The organism is Sphingosinicella sp. (assembly GCF_052388015.1).
In the GTDB taxonomy this organism is placed as follows: domain Bacteria; phylum Pseudomonadota; class Alphaproteobacteria; order Sphingomonadales; family Sphingomonadaceae; genus Allosphingosinicella.
Genome location: NZ_JBQTIN010000020.1, coordinates 34,016 through 55,346, shown reverse-complemented (window position 1 = coordinate 55,346; position 21,331 = coordinate 34,016). Strand labels below are relative to the sequence as shown.

Here is a 21,331-nt window from a genome sequence, read left to right as displayed (position 1 = left end):
GTGCCCATGCCCGCCCGGACCGATGCGTCCGGCTCGAAGAAGCTGTAGATCATGCTGAGGCCGTCGGCCTGCTGGTCGGTCAGGCAAGCGCCGACCAGCCGCCCTGGACGGCCGCCCACCGAAGGCTCGCGATATTCGACGAGATAGGTGCGGACCGGGCTATGCTCCACCATGTCCGAGAAGTCGCGCTCGTCCATGTCGACCATGCCGCCTTCGGGGTGGCGGGCCTGCAGATAGCGGCGGAGCAGCTCATATTGCTCCTCCGTCGCCCAGGGCTTGCAGGCGGTGACCTCGAGATCGGCATTGCGCTTGAGCAGCCGGCGCTGGGTCGCGCTCGGCTGGAATTCGGGCGCGACGACCCGGACCGAGACGCAGGCGGCGCAATCGAGGCAGGACGGGCGATAGGCGACGTTCTGGCTGCGCCGGAAACCGATCCGGCCGAGCGCGTCGTTGAGCTCGCCGGCATGCGGGCCGGAGAGCTCCGTGAACACCTTCCGCTCGGTCTTGCCCGCGAGATAGGGGCAAGGCGCGGGGGTGGTGACGAAGAAGCGGGGAAAACGGAAAGGTGCGCTCAACGCCGGGTTCCTGCGGGAATGAGTGAATCTGTCGTGGGATTCTTATGAGCCGGCGGCCGGGCCTTGGAAAGGGCGCTTGCGACGAGGAAGGCACCTATGCGCCGAGCCGTTCCAGGACGGGACGACGACGGGTCGACCGGTAACGGACGAACGTTAAGGTCGTCGGTTCCGGGCGCCATCTGGCGCGCGTCGCGAACTATGCGTATCGCGAGGTCCGGGCAAAGCGAGGCATCATGGGGCGCGACCTTCTCTCACTCTTCCGGACGTTGTTGTTGTTCGTGCTCGCGGCCTGCGTGGGAACGCCGGCGCTCGCCGACCAGCTGGTCGAGAACGTCAATGGCTATACGCTGCGGGGCGGCCGGCTGGTGCGCTTCAACGCGCTGTGGATCGGTGACGACGGACGGGTGCGGCAATTGCTCGAGCGCGGCGAGCGGCGGCCGCAGACCCGCTATCTGATCGACGGGCGCGGCCGGACGCTGATCCCCGGCCTCATCGACGCGCATGGCCATGTCATGGGCCTGGGCATGGGGGCGATCCAGCTCGACCTCAGCGACACCAACAGCCTCGCCGAGGCGCAGCAGCGCATCCGCGACTATGCCGCGGCCAATCCGACGCCGCGCTGGATCATCGGCCGCGGCTGGAACCAGGAGCGCTGGAACCTCGGCCGCTTCCCGACAGCGGCCGACCTCGAGGGGCTGGCCGGCGATCGGCCGATCTGGCTCAGGCGCGTCGACGGCCATGCCGGCTGGGCCAATGCCGTCGCGATGCGCGAAGCCGGCGTCACCGCCGCCAGCCAGGCGCCGTCCGGCGGCAGGATCGAGCGGGTGGGGCGCAATCCCGGCGGCATCTTCGTCGACGCGGCGATGCGGCTGGTCGATCAGGCGGTGCCGCCCGCGCTGCCGGTCACCCGCGACCGGGCGTTGCAGCGGGCACAGGAAATCCTGCTCTCCAACGGCCTCACCGCCGTCGCGGACATGGGCACGAGCGTCGAGGACTGGAGCGTGATGCGCCGCGCCGGCGATGCCGGCCAGCTCAATGTCCGCATCCTCTCTTACGCCTCGGGCATCGACAATCTGCTCGCCATCGCCGGCACCAGGCCGACACCGTGGCTCTACGACCAGCGGCTTCGCATGATCGGCGTGAAACTCTATCTCGACGGCGCGCTTGGTTCGCGCGGCGCCTGGCTGAAGCAGCCCTATCGCGACGCACCGGGCCAGCGCGGCCTGCCGCTCGTCACCGACACCGTGCTCAAGAATCTGATGAGCCGGGCGGCGATGGATAATTTCCAGGTCGCGGTGCACGCGATCGGCGACCGGGCGAACGCCACGCTGCTCGACGCGATCGAGGAGCTTGCCGACACCTATCGCGGCGACCGGCGCTGGCGGATCGAGCATGCCCAGATCGTCGATCCGGCCGATCTGCCCCGCTTCGCCCGGCATGGGATCATCGCCTCGATGCAGCCGGTTCACCAGACCAGTGACCGGCTGATGGCCGAAGCGCGGATGGGGCTCGAGCGGCTGGGCGGCGCTTATGCCTGGCGCAGCATGATCGCGAACAATGTGCCGCTCGCCTTCGGCTCGGATTTCCCGGTCGAAAGCCCGAACCCTTTCCACGGCCTCGCCGCTGCGATCAGCCGCGAGGACGGACAGGGCCAACCCCCCGGCGGCTGGCTGCCGGAGCAACGGGTGACGCTGCTCCAGGCGTTCGATGCCTTCACGCGGGGCGCGGCCTATGCGTCCTTCGCGGAAGGGCAGATCGGCTCGCTGGAGCCCGGTCGACAGGCGGATTTCATCTTCATCGACCGCGATATCTTCAACAATCTCGGCCAGCGCGAGATCAGGGAGACCCGGGTGCTGGAGACCTATGTCGGCGGCCGCAAGGTCTGGGACCGGCGCGAGCGCGACGCGCGCTAGCCGCCGAGGCTGGTCATCGTGCCGACGGTAAGAAGCTGCGGCAGCACCTCCGCCTCCCGACCCGGAGCGTAATAGAGATAGAGCGGCACGCCGGAGCGGCCGTGCCGGGCCAGGAAGCGGGTGATCGCCGGATCGCCGCGCGTCCAGTCGCCGACGAGGGTGCGGACCCCCCGCGCCCGAAAATGCTCGGCCACCTCGGCCCGGTCGAGCACGGCGCGCTCGTTGACCTTGCAGGTCAGGCACCAGTCGGCGGTGAAATAGACGAAGACCGGGCCGGAGGCGCGCAGGGCGGCAAGCCGCGCCTCGCTGAACGGCTCGGCGCCAAGCGCGCTGCCTTCGGCCACTGGCGCTCCTTCGGCCGTCTGGATGAAGGGCAAGGGCGCGACGACCGCCAGCGCGATGACGATGAAGGCGGGCCAAAGGCTACGCCCGTCCTGCCGCCGGCCGAGCCACCAGAGACCGAGGCCGAGCAGCAGCGCCGCGCCAAGGCCGAGCGCCATGCCATCGACGCCCGTTTGCCGGCCAAGGACCCAGGCGAGGCCCAAGGCGGTGAGCAGCATCGGCGCGGCGAGCAGGCGCTGGAAGCGCTCCATCCAGACGCCGGGCTTCGGCAGGCGGCTGCGGAGTGCCGGAATGAAACCGAGCAGCAGGAAGGGAAAAGCGAGGCCGAGGCCCAGTCCGGCAAAGACCGCCAGCGCCGCCCAGGCGGGCAGCACGAGCGCAGCGCCCAGCGCGAAGCCGAGGAACGGGCCGGTGCAGGGCGTCGCGACGAACGCGGCGAGTGCGCCGGTGAAGAAGGCACCCCGCGCTCCGCTTTGACCGGTGAGCGCGTCGCCGCCGCCGAGCGTCGGCAAGCGAAAAAGGCCGGCGAGGTTGAGCGCGATCGCGATGACGAGCAGCAGCAGGACCAGGATGATGCGCGGATCCTGAAGCTGGAACGCCCAGCCCGCGGCCACGCCCGCCGCGCGCAGGATGAGCAATGCGCCACCGAGTGCGAGGCAGATAAGGACCGCGCCGGCCGAATAGGCCAGGGCCTCGCGCCGCGCCGTGCCCTCGTCGGCACCGGCCCGGGCAAGGCTCAGCGCCTTGAGGCTGAGAATCGGGAAGACGCAGGGCATGACGTTGAGGATCAGCCCGCCGGCTAGCGCGCCGAGCAAGGCGAGCAGGATCGACGCCTCCGCGCCATCTCCACTGCCCCCGGACGCGACCGAGTTGTCAGCGCCGGGCGGCGCATTCGCCCCGCCGCCCACGGTGGCGAGGGTCGCGCCCGCCGGCGGCACCGGCCCGGGTCGCGCGGTCAGCGCCAGCGCGACGCCGGGCGCGAGCTCGATCACCCCTTCGATCGCGCCGAGCCGGACCGCGCTGGGTCCCGCGCCGGTTTCGATGACCAGGACGTCGCCGTTGCGCGAGATGGTCTGCGGCGCGGCATGGCTGAGCGCATCGCTCGTCGCCGGGAAGAAATAAGGCTCCGACAGCGCGGCGCCGGCCGGCACCGGGATGGCAAGCCTGATGCGGCCGTTCGTCGCCTCGAACCGCCCCTCGCCCTGCAAGGGGCGCGGCAGCGCCTGCCGGTAAGCCGCGAAGGCCGGATTAGGCCGGCCCGGCGCGCGGGTGGCGACCTCAACCGAAACATCCGCCTCCTCGGGCACGCAAACCTCGTTGGTGCAGACGAGATATTCGAGCCGCGCGTCGATCGGCGAGGCGACGCCCGGCTCGGCATCCGCCGGCACCCGGATCGTCGCGAGCAGGGCATAATCGCGCTCGAACACATAGTTCATCAGGCCCATCACGATCAGGCGATCGGGGGCGGGATATTGCAGCGGCCCGGCCTGCCAGCCCTCGGGCAGCCGCCAGCGCACACGCGGCTCCGCGCCGGCATCGCCAGGATTACGCCAATAGCCATGCCAACTGGTGCCCGGCCGCATCACGAAAGCGACCGTGAGCGTCGTACCGGGGAGGACGTTGGCCGTCTCCGGCACCAGCGAAACATCCATCCGGCGCTGCGCCGCGGCGGGCGCGCCGACCAGCAGCGCGCAAAGCAGAATGAGGAGCGCGCCGGCGCGAGTCATGCCGGCGCTATAGCATGGACCATCGCGCAGGCGAGCCGGTCCGCGCCCGCCCCGAAGCGGCGAAAAAATTCTCGAAAGAATCTTGGAACCTTTGCCGCACGGCCTCGTTGAGCGGCTTGGATAGTGACCTTTTGCCCCCCCGCTCTCGCTATCCGACAGAATGGGCCCGGAACGCGTCAACCCCCTCCCCCCCGGTGGCGCATTCCGGGCTCAAATCTTTTCGGCTCCGGAATCTTTGTCGCATCCGCGCGTCGTTTCGTCACGCGCGCGGAACCGGGGAGGCGCGCCGGCATTGACGGGAATCATGGCTCGGACGCATGGTTCTCGTCCCGGGCGAGGGAGAATGAAATGAAGAAGCTGCTGATGATCGCGATGGCGACGAGCACTTTGGTGCTGGCCGCGTGCAACACCGTCGAGGGCGCGGGCCGCGATGTGCAGTCGGCCGGCCGCGCGATCGAGGACGCCGGCGACCACTAGGCGTCGCGCGAGATCATGTGACAAAGCGCCGTCCCGCGCGAGGCGGCGCTTTTTCTAAGGGGCGGGCGCCTCGGCCGCCTCTGTCTTGGCGCGGTTGCGGTTGCGCTTGCGCTCGGTGAACCAGATCGCGACCAGCGAAACCTCGTAGAGAAGCACCAAAGGCACGGCGAGCAGCAGCTGCGACACCACGTCCGGCGGGGTCAGCACCGCCGCGACGACGAAGGCGATGACGATCGCGTAGCGCCGGCCCTTCTTCAGCTGCTGGCGCGTCACCAGCCCGGCCGTCTCGAGCAGCATCAGCAGCACCGGCAGCAGAAAGGCGACGCCGAAGCCGAAGATGAATCGCATCGAGAAATCGAGATAATTGCCGATCGCCGGCAAGGCCTCGGCCGTCACGCCCCCGACGTCACCCTGATAGCTGAGCAGGAAGCGCAGCGCGACCGGCATGGCGAAATAATAAGCGAGCGCGGCGCCCGTCGCGAACAGGAAGGGCGTGAGGATCAGGAAGGGCGCGAACGCCTTCTTCTCCTTCGAATAGAGGCCGGGCGCGACGAAGCGCCAGATCTGGTTGGCGATGATCGGGAAGGCGACCATCAAGGCGGCGAAGAAGGCGACCTTGATCTCGACGAAGAAGGCCTCGAAGATGTTGGTGTAGATCAGCCGCCCCTGGCCGGCGGCGAGCAACGGCTGGACGAGGATACCGAAGATCGGCCGGGCGAAATAAAGGCACACGCCGAAGGCCACCGCGAGCGCGACGAAGCTCCAAAGCAGGCGGCGGCGCAGTTCGATCAGATGCTCGAGCAACGGCGCCTTGCTGGTGTCCAGTCCCTCCTCGTTCCGCTCTTCGTCGCTCATGCCGCATCATCCGCTGGCGGCGCCGTGGGCGCAACGGGACCGCTCGCCGCCTTGCCGCGCGGGCGGCGGGGCCGGGCCGGCGGCGGCTTCGGACGCGAAGGATCCGCGGCCGCCGGCGACGGGAGGACGGGCGTGGCCGGCTCGGCGGGTTCCTCGCCTTTGCCCCAGTCGCTGTCGGCAGGCGGCGGCGCGGCGCGCATGATCCGCTCGTTATTGGCCTTCCAGAGCTTTTCCATGTCCTGAAGCTCGGATTCGCGGATCATATTGTCGACGCCGGCGCGGAAATGGCCCGCCATGCCGCGCGCCTTGCCGACGAAATTGCCGATCGCCCGCATCACGCGCGGCAGATCCTTCGGCCCGATGACAAGCAAAGCGACGATCGCGATGATGAACAGTTCGCCGGAATCGATCCCGAACACGCGTCGTCCTCAATTCTGGCCGGGCGAAAAGATCAGCGGCGCTCGGCGTCCGGCGCGGGCGTCGCCGCCGGGGTCGGCTCGGCTGGCGCGGCCGCGGTCGGCGCCGCTTGCGGCGGCGCGGCCTCGATCCGCCGCTGCGCCGCCGCGGCCTCCTCGTCCTCGCTCATGCCCTTCTTGAAGCTCTTCAGGCCCTTCGCGACATCGCCCATCATGTCGCTGAACCGGCCCTTGCCGAACAGCAGGAGCACGACCAGGCCGACGATGAGCCAATGCCAGAGGCTGAAACCACCCATGTGAAGATTCTCCCGATGTCCCGCCCTATCTAGGCCGGTTCGGAGTCACTTTCCAGTTCGTCCGCGTCGGTATCGTCGCGTTCGAGGACAAGCTGCCCCAGCGCGGCGTCGATCGGGTCGAGCAGGCCGGCCGCCTTGAGATCGTCGATGCCGGGCAGATCGCGCCGGCTGGCGAGGCCGAAATGGGTCAGGAAATCGGGCGTGGTGGCATAAGTGAGCGGCCGGCCGGGCCCCTCGCGACGGCCGGCGGGGCGAATCCAGCCCGCCTCCATCAGCACGTCCAATGTGCCCTTGCTGATCTGGACACCGCGGATCGCCTCGATCTCCGCCCGGCTGACCGGTTCGTGATAGGCGACGATCGCCAGCGTCTCGACCGCGGCGCGCGAGAGCCGCCGGCTCTCCTCGCGCTCGCGGCGCAGCATCTGAGCGAGATCGGCGGCGGTCTGGAAATGCCAGCGCCCGCCGCGCTCGACCAGCTCGACGCCGCGGCCGGCATAGTGAGACTGAAGATCGGCAAGAGCCGCTGTAACGTCCACCCGGGCGCCGACATGAAGCGCAAGCTCGGCGGCCGTCATCGGATCTTCGGCGGCGAACAAGACCGCCTCGACGGCACGCCGCGCGTCGTCCAGCTCGTTCATATTCTCCCCTCCCTGCAAGGGAGGGGATGGGGGTGGGTTAGCGGAGCGCCGGCGCGACGCCGGCGGTTCGCTACTACGCCGCATGATTCTTTTGGCGCGCGGACGCGCACACCCACCCCTCGATCCCCTCCCTGGAAGGGAGGGGAAGAAATGAGTTGCGCGATCACACTCATGCCGCCCTCACATAAAGTGGCGCGAAGCTGCGTTTCTGGTCGAGCTGCAGCTTGCCGAGCCGCGCGAGCTCCAGCGTGGCGACGAAGCTGGAGGCGAGCGCGGAGCGCCGATATTCGGGATCGTCGCTGTCCGGCAAGAAGGCCTCGAGCGCGGTCCATTCGACCTTCATGCCGATCATCCGCTCCAGCCGGTGAATCGCTTCGTCCAGCGTCATCACCGGCCGGCGCGAAACGATGTGGACCGACGGTTCACCGCGTGCGCGGATGATGCCATAGGCGGAAATCAGATCGTAGAGATCGGCCCGCCAGGCGGCGCGGCGGACAAGCTTCAGCCCTTCGGGCCGGGCGCGCGCGAAGACGTCACGGCCGAGCCGGTCGCGGGCGATCAGCCGCGCGCCGGCCTCGCGCATCGCCTGCAACCGCTGGAGGCGGAGCTGCAGCCGCGCGGCGAGGTCCTCGGCGCTCGGGTCAGCCGCCGCGTCGCGCGGCAGCAGCAGGCAGGATTTGAGATAAGCGAGCCAGGCCGCCATCACGAGATAATCGGCCGCGATCTCCAGCCGGAGCTGCTTCGCGTCGGCGATGAAGGCGAGATATTGCTCGACCAGAGCGAGGATCGAGATTTTCGCCAGATCGACCTTCTGCGCGCGGGCGAGCGTAAGCAGCAGATCGAGCGGCCCCTCCCAGCCGTCGAGATCAAGCGTCAGCCGCTCGTCCGGCGAAGCGGGGCGGGAAGGCTCGAAATCGTCGAAATCGTCGGTCACGCGGGCAAGATTAGGCAGGCCAGTGGCGGAAGTCGAAGCCGAAAGGCGACTTTTCCACAGCGAAACGATCGGTTAGCGCTTAAGTCGTGACACGGTGGCCGATCCTGCTTTGCCTCGCTCTGCTCGCCGGCTGTGCGACGACGGTCGCCGAGCCGGGGCGGGAGCAGGCTGCGTCAACGCCTCCATCGCCTGCGCCGCCCGCATTGGACGGCGTCATTCGCGACCAGACGCAGGAGCAGTCTGCGCCCCCGCCGCCGCCTCCGCCGCCTCCTCCGCCGCCCAGGGTGGGCGCCGTCACCGGCGGCCGGACGCAGGCCGGCTGCCCGCTCGCCATCGCCTTCGCCAGTTACGGCGCCGGGATCGACAATCCCGTCCGCGAGCGGGTCCAGTCGATGCTGGTCGGCGACCGCTCCGTGACCGGCTTCGACGCGCAACGCTGGGGCCGCGAGGGCGAGGTGACGCTCTGCGTCCGCACCCGGGCCGGGCCCGACGCGACGCGGCTGTTTCACCAGGCCCGCGCCCTGATCCCGGCGCAGCCGAGGGGTCCGATCACGATGAGGACGCTGAACGGCCTGAGTTTCGAAACCCCGCCTCGGCGGCGCTAGGCATAAGCGAGCAGCGCGTCCCGCTTGTCGATCAGGGCCGCTAAATCGTCCGCCCCACCCTGTCCCGCGCCGGCCATCGCCTGTGCGAGCCGTTCTGCGCCCTTGTCGGTCAGCGGCGGCAGCGCACCCGCGATCGCCTCCATTTCGTCCAGCTTGCCCGAGCAATGGAGTGCGAGGTCGCAGCCGGCATCGATGACTGCGCGCGCCCGTTCGACCGGCGTACCGCTAAGCGCTTCCATGCCGATATCATCCGACATGAGCAGGCCGCCAAAGCTGATCCGGTCGCGGATGATGCCGGCGATGATCGTCGGCGAGATGCTGGCCGGCCGCTCGGCGTCCCAGCAGCGATAGAGGACATGGGCCGTCATCGCCATCGGCGCGTCGTTCAGCGCGCGGAACGGCGCGACGTCGATCTCCAGCTCCTCGTCGGTCGCGTCGACGACCGGCAGCTCCTTATGGCTGTCCGCCATCGCCCGGCCGTGGCCCGGCATGTGCTTGATAACGCCGACGCAGCCGCCCGCTCCCAGCCCGTCCAGCATCGCCCGGCCGAGCGCCGCGACCTTCATCGGCTCGTCGCCCAGCGCCCGATCGCCGATCACGTCGTTCGCGCCCGGCTGGCGGACATCGAGCAACGGCAGGCAATCGACGTTCACGCCGACCTCGGCGAGTATCAGGCCGAGCGCCGTGCCGTTCACACGCGCCGCTTCGATCGCGCTGATCGGCGCTTTTTCATAGAGCGCGGCGAACGCCTCGCCGGCCGGGAAGGCGGGCCATTCCGGCGGCTTCATCCGTGCCACCCGTCCGCCTTCCTGATCGATCAGGATCGGCACGTCGGCACGGCCCGAGAGGTCGCGCAGCGTATCGGTCAGCGCGCGGAGCTGGGCGCGATCGACGCAATTGCGGGCAAAAAGGGCATAGCCGGCGGGGTCGGCACCGCCGAACAGGGTCTGCTCGGCGTCGGTAAGGGCGGGGCCGGACAGGCTGAAGATCGCGGAGAGCATCTCGAGACGCATATCGCCTCCGCCGCGCAAAGTCAGATGCGAAAAGGGGGCGCCGCGATGGACGCCCCCTTCCCCCTCCCGCTGATTACGCCACGACCCAAACACCGGCCGCGACGCGAGGCCCGGTTTACTGGCTGGTGAGCTCGGAGATGTGGACCTGGGCCGGATGCAGCGTGCGGCCGCCATAGGTGCCGACCCAGATTTCGTAGCGGCCCGACTGGACGTTGCTGAAGCGGACCGACGGGTTCATCCCCCGCTCGCCGCCATCGTCGTCGCAATACCAGCGGCCGTCAGGCCCGTTGACGACGATCGTCGTATCGGCGCCCGAATCGGCCGAGATGATCAGCGGCAGCCGGCTGCCGGCGACGAAGTTCAGCCGCACGTCCGGCGCATCCGAGATGAAGCCGCGGCAATTGGCGTTGATCCGGCTCGCATCGATATTGCCGCCCGAGCGGACATTGACGACATGCGGATCGCGCGGAAAGCCGGTGCGCAGATTCACGGTGCCGTAGTTCGGCGCCAGGTTGAAATTCTGCGCCGAGGCCGGAATGACGGCGACGCTTGCCGCCAGCGCCAAAGCGACGGCAAGCTTGGAACGAATGGACATGACGATACTCCCACCTTGGTTGAACCCGGCGCCGACGCGAAACCGGCGGCCCGATCGACAGCGCGGATCATCGATGACGGCGACGAAATGGTCATTCCCGCTTATGTCCGAATTTTGGCCCGACATGTGTCGGATGGCTGCGCCCGGCCGTGCCGCCTACATTGCGCCTCGATGAACGCCTTGAGCCCTCGCATGACCCCCGCCCGCCCGCTCGACATCCTGATCCTGGAGGACCAGGCGCTGGTGCGCGCCGGCATGCGCGCCCTGATCCAGATCAGCGAGCCGCACGCCCGCATCCGCGAGGCCGCGAGCTACGAGGAGGCCGTCGCGCTGGCCGAGACGGGGCCGATCGACATTGCCTTCCTCGACATCGACCTGAAGGCAGCCAGATCCGGCCTCGATTTCCTGAAATGGCTGCGCGAGGGCGAGCGCGACACGCGTGCAATCATGCTCTCCGGACATGCCGAGAAAGAACTCGTCATGGGCTGCCTCGCCGAGGGGGCGAGCGGCTATATCGTCAAGGACATGGAGAGCGACGGCCTGTTCCGCCGCGCGCTGGACACCGTCTTTTCGGGCAGTATCTTCCTGCCGGCGACGGTGATCGGTCGTGGCGGCTTCTCACCGGCCCAGCCCGCGGCGCCCGCGATCGTGTTGCCGGAATCGCTCGGCATCACCGGACGGACGCTCGAGGCACTCTATTATGTCTGCCAGGGACTGCCCAACAAGCTGATCGCCCGCAACATGGGGATCGAGGAAGGGACGGTCCGCAAGGACTATCTGCCGAAATTGTTCCGCATCTTCCATGTCGTGCGGCGGACCGAATTGATGATCGAAGTGTCGCGCCGCGGGATCGCCGTGCCGAAGCCGGAGCCGGTTCAGACCGCCTGAACCGGTGCGACTACTGCACCGATTGCCGCCACCAAAGCTTCTGGCGAGACTGGTTTCCTCAGCACCCTGCCGCCGGCCAGCCAGGGACCGTCGAACGATCCCATCTCGCCAGTGACGACGATGAGGGGCAGCGCGCGATCGAAGGCCGCGCTTGTCACGTTCACGACATCTTCCGCAGTCCGCTCCTCGGGCAGGCGATAGTCGGTGATCAGCACGTCCGGGTCGCGCTCAATGCCGGGCAGTGCCGCCTCCAGCTCGGCGAGGCTGGCGAACGATTCGTGACGAATGCCGAGCGTATCGAACAAGGTGACAGCCGAGGCGCGGACCAAGGCATCGTCCTCGACATAGAGCGCATAAAGCCCGGCCAGGTCTGACGCCTCCTCGGCCAGCGCCGGATCGACCGCCAGCGCGCCGCTGATGGCATCATCGGCATAGGGCAAATCGAGCGAGAAGCGGGTTCCGGATCCGGGCCGGGAACGCATGTCGATCCGGTGCCCCGGCAGCAGCGGCACGATCGCCGCGACGATCGACAGGCCGAGCCCGACGCCCTTTTCCCGGTCGCGCTCGGCGTTGCGGAGCTGGACGAAGGGATCGAACACCCGCGCCCAGTCCGATTCCGCGATGCCGACGCCATTGTCGACCACATCGATCCTGATCCGGCCCGGCAGGCAGACGATCCCGACCAGCACCGCCTGGCGCGCGCCCTTGGCCGGATCGGCATAAGCGATCGCATTGGCCAGCAGATTGCCGATCACACGCCCGAGAAGATGGCGGTCGGAACGCGCCCCGATCGCCGGAGCCACGCGCCAGCGGAAGCGGACCTCGACGCCTTTCTCCTGCGCCGCCACCAAGCAAGGCGCGGCGACCTCGCGGACCAAAGCCGGCAGGTCGACATCGGCCAGCTCCGCCTCGACGAAGCCCGATTCGAGCCGCGAAATGTCGAGCACCGCATTGAACGAGGTGCGGGTGAGGCGCGAAGCGTCCTGGGCGAGGCCGAGGATCTTGTCCGCTTTTCCGGCCGCGCCTTGTCCCAACGCATGGCGCGCAGCGCCGAGCAGGTTGGTCAGCGCCTGCATCGGCTGGCGAAGATCGTGCGCCGCGTCGGCGAGGAATTTCGACTTGGCCGCATTCTGCCGCTCGGCGAGCGCGCGCAATTCGTCCTTGGCGCGGACCAGCGCCTGGGTCTTGACCCGCGTCTCCTCCCGCGCCGCCTCCAGCCGCTCGTTGCGGTCGGAAAGCTGGCTCTCGCGGGCGAAGGCGTCCCGCGCCGAGCGCTCCAGCTCGACCGCGACCGCGCAGCCGATCAATGAGAAGCTCAAGAGGAACACGATCGCCGCGACATTGTAGTAAGAGAGCGACTTGGCGAAAAATTGCGGCAGATTGTCCGGCTGGGCGAGATCGGTGGTCTGGGCGAAGCCGAGGAAGCTGACGCTCGCGACAAGACAGAAGCCGGCGAGCGCATAAACCAGCCGGCTGTCGAGTCGGAACATGCCGAACAGGAAGGTGAGGATCAGCGGCAGGCAGATGAAATAGAAGAGGTAATTGTAGGGGAAGGTCGTGATCGCGATCATCCCCAGCGACAGCAAATAGAGCGCGATGGCGCAGGCCGCGAGGGCGCCGTTCGTCGCGCGGTGGCTGTCGCGGCCGAGCAGCATGACAGCCGCCGCGCCGGCGACGGCGAGCGTGCCCAGCCCACGAAGGATCAGGATGCCGCCGAGCGACGGCCTGAAATCCTGGTTGCGATAGCCGTGGAACCAGTCCCAGCCGAAATAGGAGACCCAAAAGGCCGCGATCAGGACAATCGCCACCTGCCGCGCGACCGTCCAGCGGCGGAGCGAATCGGCGCGATACTCGGCCTCCATCTCCGCCGGGAACCGCGGCGGCGGCCAGAACATGCGGCCGAGCAGCGGCGGCGCGCCCCGCCCGAACAGCGAGACGCCGGCCTCGCCCTTACGCTCGGGTCTATCCGGCAACCCTCATCCTCGCCGGCTGATCGCTCACCATCGCGCTTAGCCCGAGCTTCGCGAACAATGCCGCGTCCGCGTCACCGCCCGCATTGCCCGTCGTGAGCAGCTTGTCGCCGGTGAAGATCGAATTGGCGCCGGCGAGGAAGCAGAGCGCCTGGGTGCTCTCGCTCATGCTCTCGCGCCCCGCGGAGAGTCGGACCATCGCACGCGGCATCAGGATGCGGGCGACCGCGACGGTACGAACGAACTCGATCTCGTCGATCCTGGCGAGCGGCGTATCGGCCAGCATGTCGCCGAGCACGGTGCCCCTGATCGGCACCAACGCGTTGATCGGCACGCTCTCAGGATGCTCCGGCAGGGTGGCGAGCGCGTGCAGGAAGCCGACCCGATCCTCGCGGCTCTCGCCCATCCCGACGATGCCGCCGCAGCACACCGCCATGCCCGAGGCGCGGACATGCTCCAGCGTGTCGAGCCGCTCCGCATAGGTCCGGGTGGTGATGATCGCGCCATAATGTTCGGGCGAGGTGTCGAGATTGTGGTTGTAGTAATCGAGCCCGGCCTCGGCGAGGCGATCGGCCTGGCTCCGGGTCAGCATGCCGAGCGTCATGCAGGTTTCGAGGCCCAGCGCCTTCACGCCCGCGACCATCTCGCAGAGCGCGTCCATGTCGCGGTCCTTGGGCTCACGCCAGGCGGCGCCCATGCAGAAGCGGCCCGATCCCGCCGCCTTGGCCTCGGCCGCAGCCGCGAGCACCGCGTCCGCGTCCATCAGCTTTTCGGCCTTGAGCCCGGTCTTGGCGTGCACGGATTGCGAGCAATAGCCGCAATCCTCCGGGCAGCCGCCGGTCTTGATGCTGAGCAGGGTGGAGAGCTGAACCTCGTTCGGCGCATGATGGGCACGATGCGCCTGCTGCGCCTGCCAGAGCAGATCGAGCAGCGGCAGCTCGAACAAGGCGGCGATGTCGTCGCGCGTCGGGGTCATTCGGCGGCCTCTTCCAAAGGCGGGAGGTTGTGGCCGAGCAGCTTCAAGACCTCGCCGGCCGCCTCGACCAGATTGGTGCCGGGGCCGAAGATCGCCTGCACGCCCGCCTCGCGCAGCATGTCGTAATCCTGCGGCGGGATGACGCCACCGACGACCACCTTGATGTCCGGCCGGCCCAAGTCGCGGAGATGGCCGATCAGCTCCGGCACCAGCGTCTTATGGCCGGCTGCCAGGCTTGAGGCGCCGACCACGTCGACCTGCTTCTCGACCGCCAGCCGGGCGCTTTCCTCGGGCGTCTGGAAGAGCGGGCCGGGGACGATCTCAAAGCCCAGGTCCGCGAAGGCGGAGGAGACGAGGTTGGCGCCGCGATCATGGCCGTCCTGACCCATTTTGGCGACCAGCATGCGGGGCTTACGTCCCAGCCGGCGGCCGATGCCGCGCACCCCGTCCTCGGCGCGCGACCAGGCCGGATCGTCCGCCCAGGCGGCGCCGTAAATGCCCTCGACCGGCGTCGGCACCGTGCCGTAGCGGCCGAACGCGTCCTCCAGCGCCAGACTGATTTCGCCGAGCGTGCAGCGGGCGCGAGCGGCCTCGACCGAAAGTGCGAGCAGGTTCGCATCGCCCTTCGCGCCGTCGCGGAGCGCATCAAGCGCCGCTTTGGCCTTGGCCGGATCGCGCTCGGCGCGGGTCTTCTCGATCCGCGCGATCTGGCCGGCCCGGACCTTCGCATTGTCCACCTCGAGGATGTCGAGATGATCCTCCTCAGCCTTGCGGTAGCGGTTGACGCCGACGATCACCGTCTCGCCGCGATCGACCCGCGCGGCGCGGGCGGCCGCGGCCTCCTCGATCCGGCGCTTGGGCATGCCTTCGGCGACCGCATTGGTCATGCCGCCCATTGCCTCGACCTCCTGGATCAGCGCCCAGGCCTTCTCGGCGAGTTCGCTGGTGAGGCTCTCGACATAATAAGACCCGCCGAGCGGATCGGCGACATTGGGGATGCCGCTCTCCTCGGCGATGACGAGCTGCGTGTTGCGGGCGATTCGGGCGGAGAAATCGGTGGGCAGCGCCACCGCCTCGTCGAGGCTGTTGGTGTGCAGGCTCTGCGTGCCGCCCAGCACCGCCGCCAGCGCCTCCAGGGTGGTGCGGATGACATTGTTGTAGGGGTCCTGCTCGGTCAGCGACACGCCGCTGGTCTGGCAGTGGGTGCGGAGCATCTTGGACTTCCCGTTCTTCGCCCCGAAACCGTCCATGATCCGATGCCAGAGCAGGCGGGCAGCCCTGAGCTTCGCCACCTCCATGAAGAAGTTCATGCCGATGCCGAAGAAGAAGCTGAGCCGCGGCGCGAACGCATCCACGTCCAGCCCCTTGGCCATCGCCGCGCGGACATAATCGGCGCCGTCGGCGAGGGTGAAGGCGAGCTCCTGCACCGCCGTCGCCCCGGCCTCGTGCATGTGATAGCCGCTGATCGAGATCGAGTTGAACTTCGGCATGTTGGCCGAGCAATATTGGATGATGTCCGCGACGATCCGCATCGAGGGCGCGGGCGGATAGATATAGGTATTGCGGACCGCGAACTCCTTCAGGATGTCGTTCTGGATCGTGCCGGCGAGCTTCTCCTGGCTCACGCCCTGCTCCTCCGCGGCGACGATGTAGAAGGCCATGACCGGCAACACCGCGCCGTTCATCGTCATCGAGACGCTCATCTTGTCGAGCGGGATGCCGTCGAACAGGATCTGCATGTCGGCGAGCGTGTCGATCGCCACCCCCGCCTTGCCGACATCGCCGACGACGCGCGGATGATCGCTGTCATAGCCGCGATGGGTGGCGAGATCGAAAGCGACCGAAAGGCCCTTCTGCCCGGCCGCGAGGTTGCGGCGGTAGAAGGCGTTGGAATCCTCGGCGGTCGAGAAGCCGGCATATTGGCGGATCGTCCAGGGCCGCCCGGTGTACATCGAGACATAGGGCCCGCGCGTGAACGGCGCGAAGCCGGGCAGGCCGGGATCGAGGCTGGCGGCGTCCTCGGCGGTGTAGAGCGGCTGGACGTCGATGCCTTCAGGCGTACGCCAGACGAGGTCCTTGCCCTTCACCTCCTTATGGGCGGCGGTGTCCCAATCGGTGCGGGTGGGCTTCCTATCGTTCATCACCACCAACCTACCCGCTCGTCCCGAGCGAAGTCGAGGGCGTATGCCCGGACTCAGTGCCGTTGCAGGAGCAAGCCTGCCCCGCGGACAGGCCCAAAGCTCCCGCAACCCCCTCCCCTATGCTCGGAACGAGCGATGATGATGCCCTGCTAATGCGCCGCGATCGACGTCATCGCGGCTTGCCGCTTCATCGGACCGGTCACCAGGATGTTGTCGACATGACCATCGAACGCGTCATAGTCCGCGGCGTCGCTGTCGCGGCGCATCGCCCGGACCAGCGCCAGATAGGCGTCCCGGCTGGCCGGCTTCCTGGGATCGCCGCCCGTATCGTAGAAATGGCTCAGCGCGGAGACCACCTCCTTGGAGCCGTAGATGAGCACCGCCGAATGAGCGGTGACGAAACGCGCATTGGCCGCCTCCATCGCGGCCAGCTCGTCGGAGGCAAGCGCCTGTCCGGTGGTCAGCTTTTGCATCACCTGCATGACACGCGGGCCCGATGCGCCGGCGACAGCATCGATATAGGCGGTATAGGCCTCCGTAATGCGGTCCTGCCGGTATTTGGCGGCTTCGCGGCTGCGCGCGAAATAAGCGCCGATGAAGAGGCCCGCGAAGGTGAGCAAAGGCCCGAGGATCGCCAGCCAGATTGCCGTTCCGCTCATCGTTCCCTCTCCCGCTCCTAGTGCGCCCCCTTCGGCGTCTCCATGATCTCGGTCAGCACGCCCCCCATGTCCCTCGGGTGGACGAAGAAGATGAGCGTGCCATGCGCGCCGATGCGCGGCTCGCCGAGCACCTTCGCGCCCTTGCTCTCGAACCATGCCTTGGCTTCGTGGATGTCCGGCACCTCGTAGCAGAGATGATGCTGCCCGCCGGCCGGGTTCTTCGCGAGAAAGGCGTGGATCGGCGAGGCTTCGCCCAGCGGCTCGATCAGCTCGATCTGCGTGTTGGGCGTGTCGACGAAGCAGACCTTCACCCCCTGCGCCGGCAGGTCGAACGGCTCCCGGATCACCTCCGCCCCCATCACGTCCCGGTAGAAGGCGATCGAGTGCTCGATCGAAGGCGTCGCGACGCCGACATGGTTGAGGCGGCCGAGTTTCATCTGACTATCCCCGTCATCGCGAGCGCAGCGAAGCAATCCAGAACCGAGCCCTCAGCCATGGGCAATACTCTCGAACAGGTCATTCCAGTCAGGGTTCATTTCTTCGATCAGCGCCCGCTTCCTGGATCGCGAACCTGCCTTGATCTGCTTTTCCCGAGCGATTGCCGTATTCATCGCCCCCGCCATCTCGTGCCAGACCAAAGTCTTGCAGCCGTACCGCTTGGTGAAACCGTCCGCGACGCCCTCGCGATGCTGCCACGCCCGCTGCGGGAGGTCCGAGGTGACGCCGGTGTAAAGCGTCCCGTTGCGCTTGCTCGCCATGATGTAGACAGCCGGCCACCGCTCACGCCGGGTCATTCATTCGACCCCAGCCTCGTCATTGCGAGGAGCCGAAGGCGACGAAGCAATCCAGACGATCGCATCTCGGCGCCGACTGGATTGCTTCGCTTCGCTCGCAATGACGGGGAGGAGCGGCGACGCCGACATGATTGAGGCGGCCGAGCTTCATCTGAAATTCCACAATCTGACGCCGAACAGGAGATCGATCGCTATCGCCGCGACGAGCACCAGCACAAGCCCGTAGAGGCCGAGCAGCGCATGGAACGCGCCCCGGCGCTCAGCCCTTACGACATGGCTGCGCGCGATCGGCAGGCGCCCTTCCCGAAGGCCGCGCATCATCGTCCAGACGATCCACGGTACGAGCAGCAGCGCGACCAAGCCGGCGAGCAGATCCTCGCCACGGCCGCTCATCCGCCCGGCCTGAAATGGGGGACGGCCCAGGCCAGGGTCGCGACGCCGACGACCGCGCAGAGGATGACGGCGGCCCAGAACGCGCCGGGCTGTGTGTCCTTGCGGAACGTGACGCTGCTGACGACCTTCATCTCGCCCTTGGCGAGCGCGAAGATCGCGACCACGACCAACGCGATCCCGAACCCCAAAGCGAAGCCGACCCAGGTCGGCGCGGTTTCAGAGCGCATGGCGCTATTTCCCTACAACGGAATATTGTCGTGCTTTTTCCACGGGTTCTCGAGCTGCTTGTCGCGCAGCCTGCGGAGGCCGAGCGCGATCCGGCGACGAGTCGAGTGCGGGTAAATCACCTCGTCGATGAAGCCCTTCGACGCTGCGACGAAGGGGTTGGCGAAGCGCTCCTCATAGTCGGCCGTGCGCGCCGCGATCTTCTCCGGATCGCCGATGTCCTTGCGGAAGATGATCTCGACCGCACCCTTGGCCCCCATCACCGCGATCTCGGCGGTGGGCCAGGCATAGTTCAAATCGCCGCGCAGGTGCTTGGAGGCCATCACGTCATAGGCGCCGCCATAGGCCTTGCGGGTGATGACGGTGATCTTCGGCACCGTCGCCTCGGCATAAGCGAAGAGCAGTTTGGCGCCGTTCTTGATGATGCCCTCATGCTCCTGCGCGACGCCGGGAAGGAAGCCGGGCACGTCGACGAAGGTCAGGATCGGGATATCGAACGCGTCGCAGAAACGAACGAAGCGCGCCGCCTTCTTCGACGATTTGATGTCGAGCACGCCGGCGAGCACCATCGGCTGGTTCGCGACGACGCCGACCGTCCGCCCCTCGACCCGGCCGAAGCCGGTGATGATGTTCGCGGCATGAGCGGGCTGGAGCTCGAAAAAGTCGCCGTCGTCGGCGACCTTCCGGATCAGCTCGTGCATGTCATAGGGCTTGTTGGCGCTGTCCGGGATCAGAGTGTCGAGGCTGTCCTCCTGCCGGTCCCACGGGTCCTCGCAGGGGCGCTCGGGCAGGTCGTGGCGGTTGGAGAGCGGAAGGAAATCGAAGAAGTCGCGGGTCGCGAGCAAGGCGTCGATATCATTCTCGAAGGCGACGTCGGCGACGCCGGATTTGGTCGTGTGGGTGACGGCGCCGCCCAGCTCCTCCTGGGTCACCACCTCGTTGGTCACGGTCTTCACCACGTCCGGCCCGGTGACGAACATGTAGGACGAGTCCTTCACCATGAAGATGAAGTCGGTCATCGCCGGGGAATAGACGGCGCCGCCGGCGCAAGGGCCCATGATCAGGCTGATCTGCGGGATGACGCCGCTGGCGAGGACGTTGCGCTGGAAGACCTCGGCATAGCCGGCGAGGCTGGCCACGCCCTCCTGGATGCGGGCGCCGCCGGAATCGTTGAGACCGATGACCGGCGCGCCGACCTTCATCGCCATGTCCATGACCTTGCAGATCTTCTGCGCATGCCGCTCGGAGAGCGAGCCGCCGAAGACGGTGAAATCCTGCGCGAAGGCGAAGACGAGGCGGCCGTTGATCGTGCCGGAGCCGGTGACGACGCCGTCGCCGGGAATCTGCTGCTCGGCCATGCCGAAATCGACGCAATTATGCTCGACATACATGTCATATTCTTCGAACGACCCGGGATCGAAGAGCACCCCGAGCCGCTCGCGTGCGGTCAGCCGGCCCTTGGCGTGCTGCGCCGCGATCCGCTTCTCGCCGCCGCCCAGCCGCGCCTGCGCCCGGCGGCGCTCCAGCTCCTCGATCCTCGTCGCCATGGAGTGCGAGAAAGACCCCGGCGCACAAAAGGTCAAGCCGAGGCCGCTTTCTTCACAATTTGGTAGCCGGCGACGGGCTAGAATGAGCCACATGGAGCCCAAATTCACCTTCCGGCTCGATCACGCCCGCGGGCTGGTGCGGATCAGCATGGCCGGCTTCTACGACATCGGCGATGTCGCCGCCTTCTTCGACGCGCAGCGCACCGCTCATGCCGAGCTCGGCCTGCCGCCGAACCAGCACCTCACGCTCAACGACCTCAGAGGCATGCAGGTCCAGAAGCAGGAGGTCATCGAGGCTTTCCGGGTAGGGCTGGCCGTGCCGGAGGAGAGGGCGCGCAAGCTGGCGATCGTGGTCGATGCCGCAATGGCGCGCGCTCAGGCCAACCGGGCGATCGCCTCGGCCGATACGCACTACTTCACCGATGTCGCCGAGGCGGAGGCCTGGCTGTTCGCCGACGAGGAAATGGTCGCCGTTTCCCGCGCCGCCGCCGCGCGCTAGCCCTATCGGCCCAGCCGCCGCCACCGGCCCGGCGACATCGCGAAGGCGCGCCGGAACAGATGGTTGAAATGGGAGATGTCGTTGAAGCCGGCATCGAGCGCGATCTCGGTGATCGGCGCGGCGCTCTCCTGCAGCCGCTCGGCGCAGGCGCGCAAGCGCAGCCCGATCAGGAAGCGGTTGGGGCTGGTGCCGGTCAGGTCGCGGAACAGGCGCAGAAAATGGAACCGGCTGAGCCCGGCCCGCGCCGCGAGATCCGACAGGCTGTGCGTCTCGGCAAAATGGCCTTCAAGGAAGCGGACCGCGTCGAGCACCACCCGGCTGTCGCGCGCTGACGGCGGCGGCGCCGCGGCCTCGCGGTCCAGCCCGAACGCGGCCGCGACCAAAGCCAGGACGAGCTCCTCCTGCTCGCGCTCGCTGCGCACCAGCCGCAGGATGGCGGCATGGAGCGGCGCGCTGCTTGGGCCCGGCGGCAGCGCCGCGAGCCGGAAGGCGGCGCTGGATTGGCCGGCGGCGTCGGCCGCCTCCTCGATCAAGGCGCGATCGAACGCGACAACCGAACGGTGATTGTGCGCACGATCGAACTGGCGGCAGGTGAATTGTTCGCCGGCATTGCCGAACAGGATCGTGCCCGGCACGGCCATCGCCGCGCCGGTCTGGGTCCGATAGCTGAACGGGGTGGAATGGACGACGCCCATGGCGGGCCCGTGATAGAGCCGTTCGATAATCCCGTCGGAACCGGTCCGGCAGAGCGATTCCCCGGCGCCGTAGAGCGCGCCGCGGGCCGGCAAAGCGGGCCCGGTCACATCCACCCGGAAGTCATTGCGTTGAGATATGGCGCGGCCGTCCATCGATC

General features: G+C 67.9%; 24 protein-coding genes. 5 read left to right on the top strand and 19 right to left on the bottom strand.

Annotated features, from left to right (window positions below; genetic code table 11):
- Positions 1-575, bottom strand: a 575-nt coding sequence (locus ACT4N3_RS01500; RefSeq protein WP_444853434.1) for an arginyltransferase, incomplete at its 3' end; no start/stop codon positions are given.
- A gap of 233 nt (positions 576-808) precedes the next feature.
- On the opposite strand from ACT4N3_RS01500, the gene ACT4N3_RS01495 reads away from it, so the two are divergent.
- The gene (locus ACT4N3_RS01495) at positions 809-2,488 is read left to right on the top strand and encodes an amidohydrolase (RefSeq protein ID WP_444853433.1); all 1,680 of its coding nucleotides are present in this window, start codon (positions 809-811) and stop codon (positions 2,486-2,488) included.
- Here the strand turns inward: ACT4N3_RS01495 and ACT4N3_RS01490 are convergent.
- On the bottom strand, positions 2,485-4,557 hold the full coding sequence (locus tag ACT4N3_RS01490; protein ID WP_444853432.1) for a protein-disulfide reductase DsbD family protein: 2,073 nt from the start codon (positions 4,555-4,557) through the stop codon (positions 2,485-2,487). The genes ACT4N3_RS01495 and ACT4N3_RS01490 overlap by 4 nt on opposite strands.
- Before the next feature lie 363 nt (positions 4,558-4,920).
- Here ACT4N3_RS01490 and ACT4N3_RS01485 point away from each other — a divergent pair, with 363 nt between their 5' ends.
- Entirely contained in the window at positions 4,921-5,034 is a 114-nt protein-coding gene (locus ACT4N3_RS01485; RefSeq protein ID WP_444853437.1) for an entericidin A/B family lipoprotein, read from the top strand.
- Positions 5,035-5,088: 54 nt separating this feature from the next.
- Here ACT4N3_RS01485 and tatC read toward each other — a convergent pair whose 3' ends face one another.
- From tatC to ACT4N3_RS01460, 5 genes are all read right to left on the bottom strand, one after another.
- The gene (tatC, locus tag ACT4N3_RS01480; protein ID WP_444853431.1) at positions 5,089-5,889 is read right to left on the bottom strand and encodes a twin-arginine translocase subunit TatC; all 801 of its coding nucleotides are present in this window, start codon (positions 5,887-5,889) and stop codon (positions 5,089-5,091) included.
- Complete coding sequence (gene tatB, locus ACT4N3_RS01475; RefSeq protein ID WP_444853430.1) at positions 5,886-6,308, bottom strand: Sec-independent protein translocase protein TatB; 423 nt, start codon at positions 6,306-6,308, stop codon at positions 5,886-5,888. Before tatB ends, tatC begins: the two co-directional genes overlap by 4 nt.
- Positions 6,309-6,340: 32 nt before the next feature.
- Positions 6,341-6,601, bottom strand: coding sequence for a twin-arginine translocase TatA/TatE family subunit (locus ACT4N3_RS01470; protein ID WP_444853429.1), 261 nt, complete (start codon positions 6,599-6,601; stop codon positions 6,341-6,343).
- 29 nt (positions 6,602-6,630) lie between these two features.
- Positions 6,631-7,239, bottom strand: coding sequence for an SMC-Scp complex subunit ScpB (gene scpB, locus ACT4N3_RS01465; protein WP_444853428.1), 609 nt, complete (start codon positions 7,237-7,239; stop codon positions 6,631-6,633).
- Between the two features lie 169 nt (positions 7,240-7,408).
- Entirely contained in the window at positions 7,409-8,173 is a 765-nt protein-coding gene (locus tag ACT4N3_RS01460; protein ID WP_444853427.1) for a segregation and condensation protein A, read from the bottom strand.
- Positions 8,174-8,259: 86 nt separating this feature from the next.
- On the opposite strand from ACT4N3_RS01460, the gene ACT4N3_RS01455 reads away from it, so the two are divergent.
- Positions 8,260-8,778, top strand: coding sequence for a hypothetical protein (locus tag ACT4N3_RS01455; protein ID WP_444853426.1), 519 nt, complete (start codon positions 8,260-8,262; stop codon positions 8,776-8,778).
- Here ACT4N3_RS01455 and nagZ read toward each other — a convergent pair.
- Together nagZ and ACT4N3_RS01445 are read right to left on the bottom strand one after the other, a co-directional pair.
- Entirely contained in the window at positions 8,775-9,779 is a 1,005-nt protein-coding gene (nagZ, locus tag ACT4N3_RS01450; RefSeq protein ID WP_444853436.1) for a beta-N-acetylhexosaminidase, read from the bottom strand. The two genes, ACT4N3_RS01455 and nagZ, sit on opposite strands and share 4 nt — an antisense overlap.
- Positions 9,780-9,906: 127 nt before the next feature.
- Positions 9,907-10,386 (bottom strand): hypothetical protein, encoded by a 480-nt coding sequence (locus tag ACT4N3_RS01445; RefSeq protein ID WP_444853425.1) that lies wholly within the window; start codon positions 10,384-10,386, stop codon positions 9,907-9,909.
- 192 nt (positions 10,387-10,578) lie between these two features.
- Between ACT4N3_RS01445 and ACT4N3_RS01440 the strand changes: the two genes are divergently transcribed.
- Positions 10,579-11,274: a response regulator gene (locus ACT4N3_RS01440; RefSeq protein WP_444853424.1), complete on the top strand. Its 696-nt coding sequence runs from the start codon at positions 10,579-10,581 to the stop codon at positions 11,272-11,274.
- Here the strand turns inward: ACT4N3_RS01440 and ACT4N3_RS01435 are convergent.
- From ACT4N3_RS01435 to ACT4N3_RS01395, 9 genes are all read right to left on the bottom strand, one after another.
- Positions 11,262-13,247, bottom strand: coding sequence for an ATP-binding response regulator (locus tag ACT4N3_RS01435; protein WP_444853423.1), 1,986 nt, complete (start codon positions 13,245-13,247; stop codon positions 11,262-11,264). The two genes, ACT4N3_RS01440 and ACT4N3_RS01435, sit on opposite strands and share 13 nt — an antisense overlap.
- Positions 13,237-14,220 (bottom strand): biotin synthase BioB, encoded by a 984-nt coding sequence (bioB, locus tag ACT4N3_RS01430; protein ID WP_444853422.1) that lies wholly within the window; start codon positions 14,218-14,220, stop codon positions 13,237-13,239. The genes ACT4N3_RS01435 and bioB overlap by 11 nt, the downstream gene beginning before the upstream one ends.
- Positions 14,217-16,361, bottom strand: a complete 2,145-nt coding sequence (gene scpA / locus ACT4N3_RS01425; RefSeq protein ID WP_444853421.1) for a methylmalonyl-CoA mutase — start codon at positions 16,359-16,361, stop codon at positions 14,217-14,219. Before scpA ends, bioB begins: the two co-directional genes overlap by 4 nt.
- Positions 16,362-16,510: 149 nt before the next feature.
- Complete coding sequence (locus ACT4N3_RS01420) at positions 16,511-17,020, bottom strand: hypothetical protein (RefSeq protein ID WP_444853420.1); 510 nt, start codon at positions 17,018-17,020, stop codon at positions 16,511-16,513.
- Positions 17,021-17,037: 17 nt separating this feature from the next.
- The gene (gene mce / locus ACT4N3_RS01415) at positions 17,038-17,457 is read right to left on the bottom strand and encodes a methylmalonyl-CoA epimerase (protein ID WP_444853419.1); all 420 of its coding nucleotides are present in this window, start codon (positions 17,455-17,457) and stop codon (positions 17,038-17,040) included.
- Between the two features lie 51 nt (positions 17,458-17,508).
- Positions 17,509-17,814 carry a GIY-YIG nuclease family protein gene (locus tag ACT4N3_RS01410; protein ID WP_444853418.1) on the bottom strand — a complete coding sequence of 102 codons (306 nt, stop codon included), beginning with the start codon at positions 17,812-17,814 and terminating at the stop codon, positions 17,509-17,511.
- 147 nt (positions 17,815-17,961) lie between these two features.
- On the bottom strand, positions 17,962-18,207 hold the full coding sequence (locus ACT4N3_RS01405) for a hypothetical protein (RefSeq protein WP_444853417.1): 246 nt from the start codon (positions 18,205-18,207) through the stop codon (positions 17,962-17,964).
- The gene (locus ACT4N3_RS01400) at positions 18,204-18,434 is read right to left on the bottom strand and encodes a hypothetical protein (RefSeq protein WP_444853416.1); all 231 of its coding nucleotides are present in this window, start codon (positions 18,432-18,434) and stop codon (positions 18,204-18,206) included. Before ACT4N3_RS01400 ends, ACT4N3_RS01405 begins: the two co-directional genes overlap by 4 nt.
- A 12-nt stretch (positions 18,435-18,446) precedes the next feature.
- Positions 18,447-19,979, bottom strand: coding sequence for an acyl-CoA carboxylase subunit beta (locus ACT4N3_RS01395; RefSeq protein WP_444853415.1), 1,533 nt, complete (start codon positions 19,977-19,979; stop codon positions 18,447-18,449).
- Positions 19,980-20,070: 91 nt separating this feature from the next.
- On the opposite strand from ACT4N3_RS01395, the gene ACT4N3_RS01390 reads away from it, so the two are divergent.
- Complete coding sequence (locus ACT4N3_RS01390) at positions 20,071-20,478, top strand: hypothetical protein (RefSeq protein WP_444853414.1); 408 nt, start codon at positions 20,071-20,073, stop codon at positions 20,476-20,478.
- A gap of 2 nt (positions 20,479-20,480) precedes the next feature.
- Here the strand turns inward: ACT4N3_RS01390 and ACT4N3_RS01385 are convergent, their stop codons facing one another.
- A complete protein-coding gene (locus ACT4N3_RS01385) occupies positions 20,481-21,326 on the bottom strand; it encodes a helix-turn-helix domain-containing protein (protein WP_444853413.1) in 846 nt (281 codons plus the stop codon).
- Between the last annotated feature and the right edge of the window lie 5 nt (positions 21,327-21,331).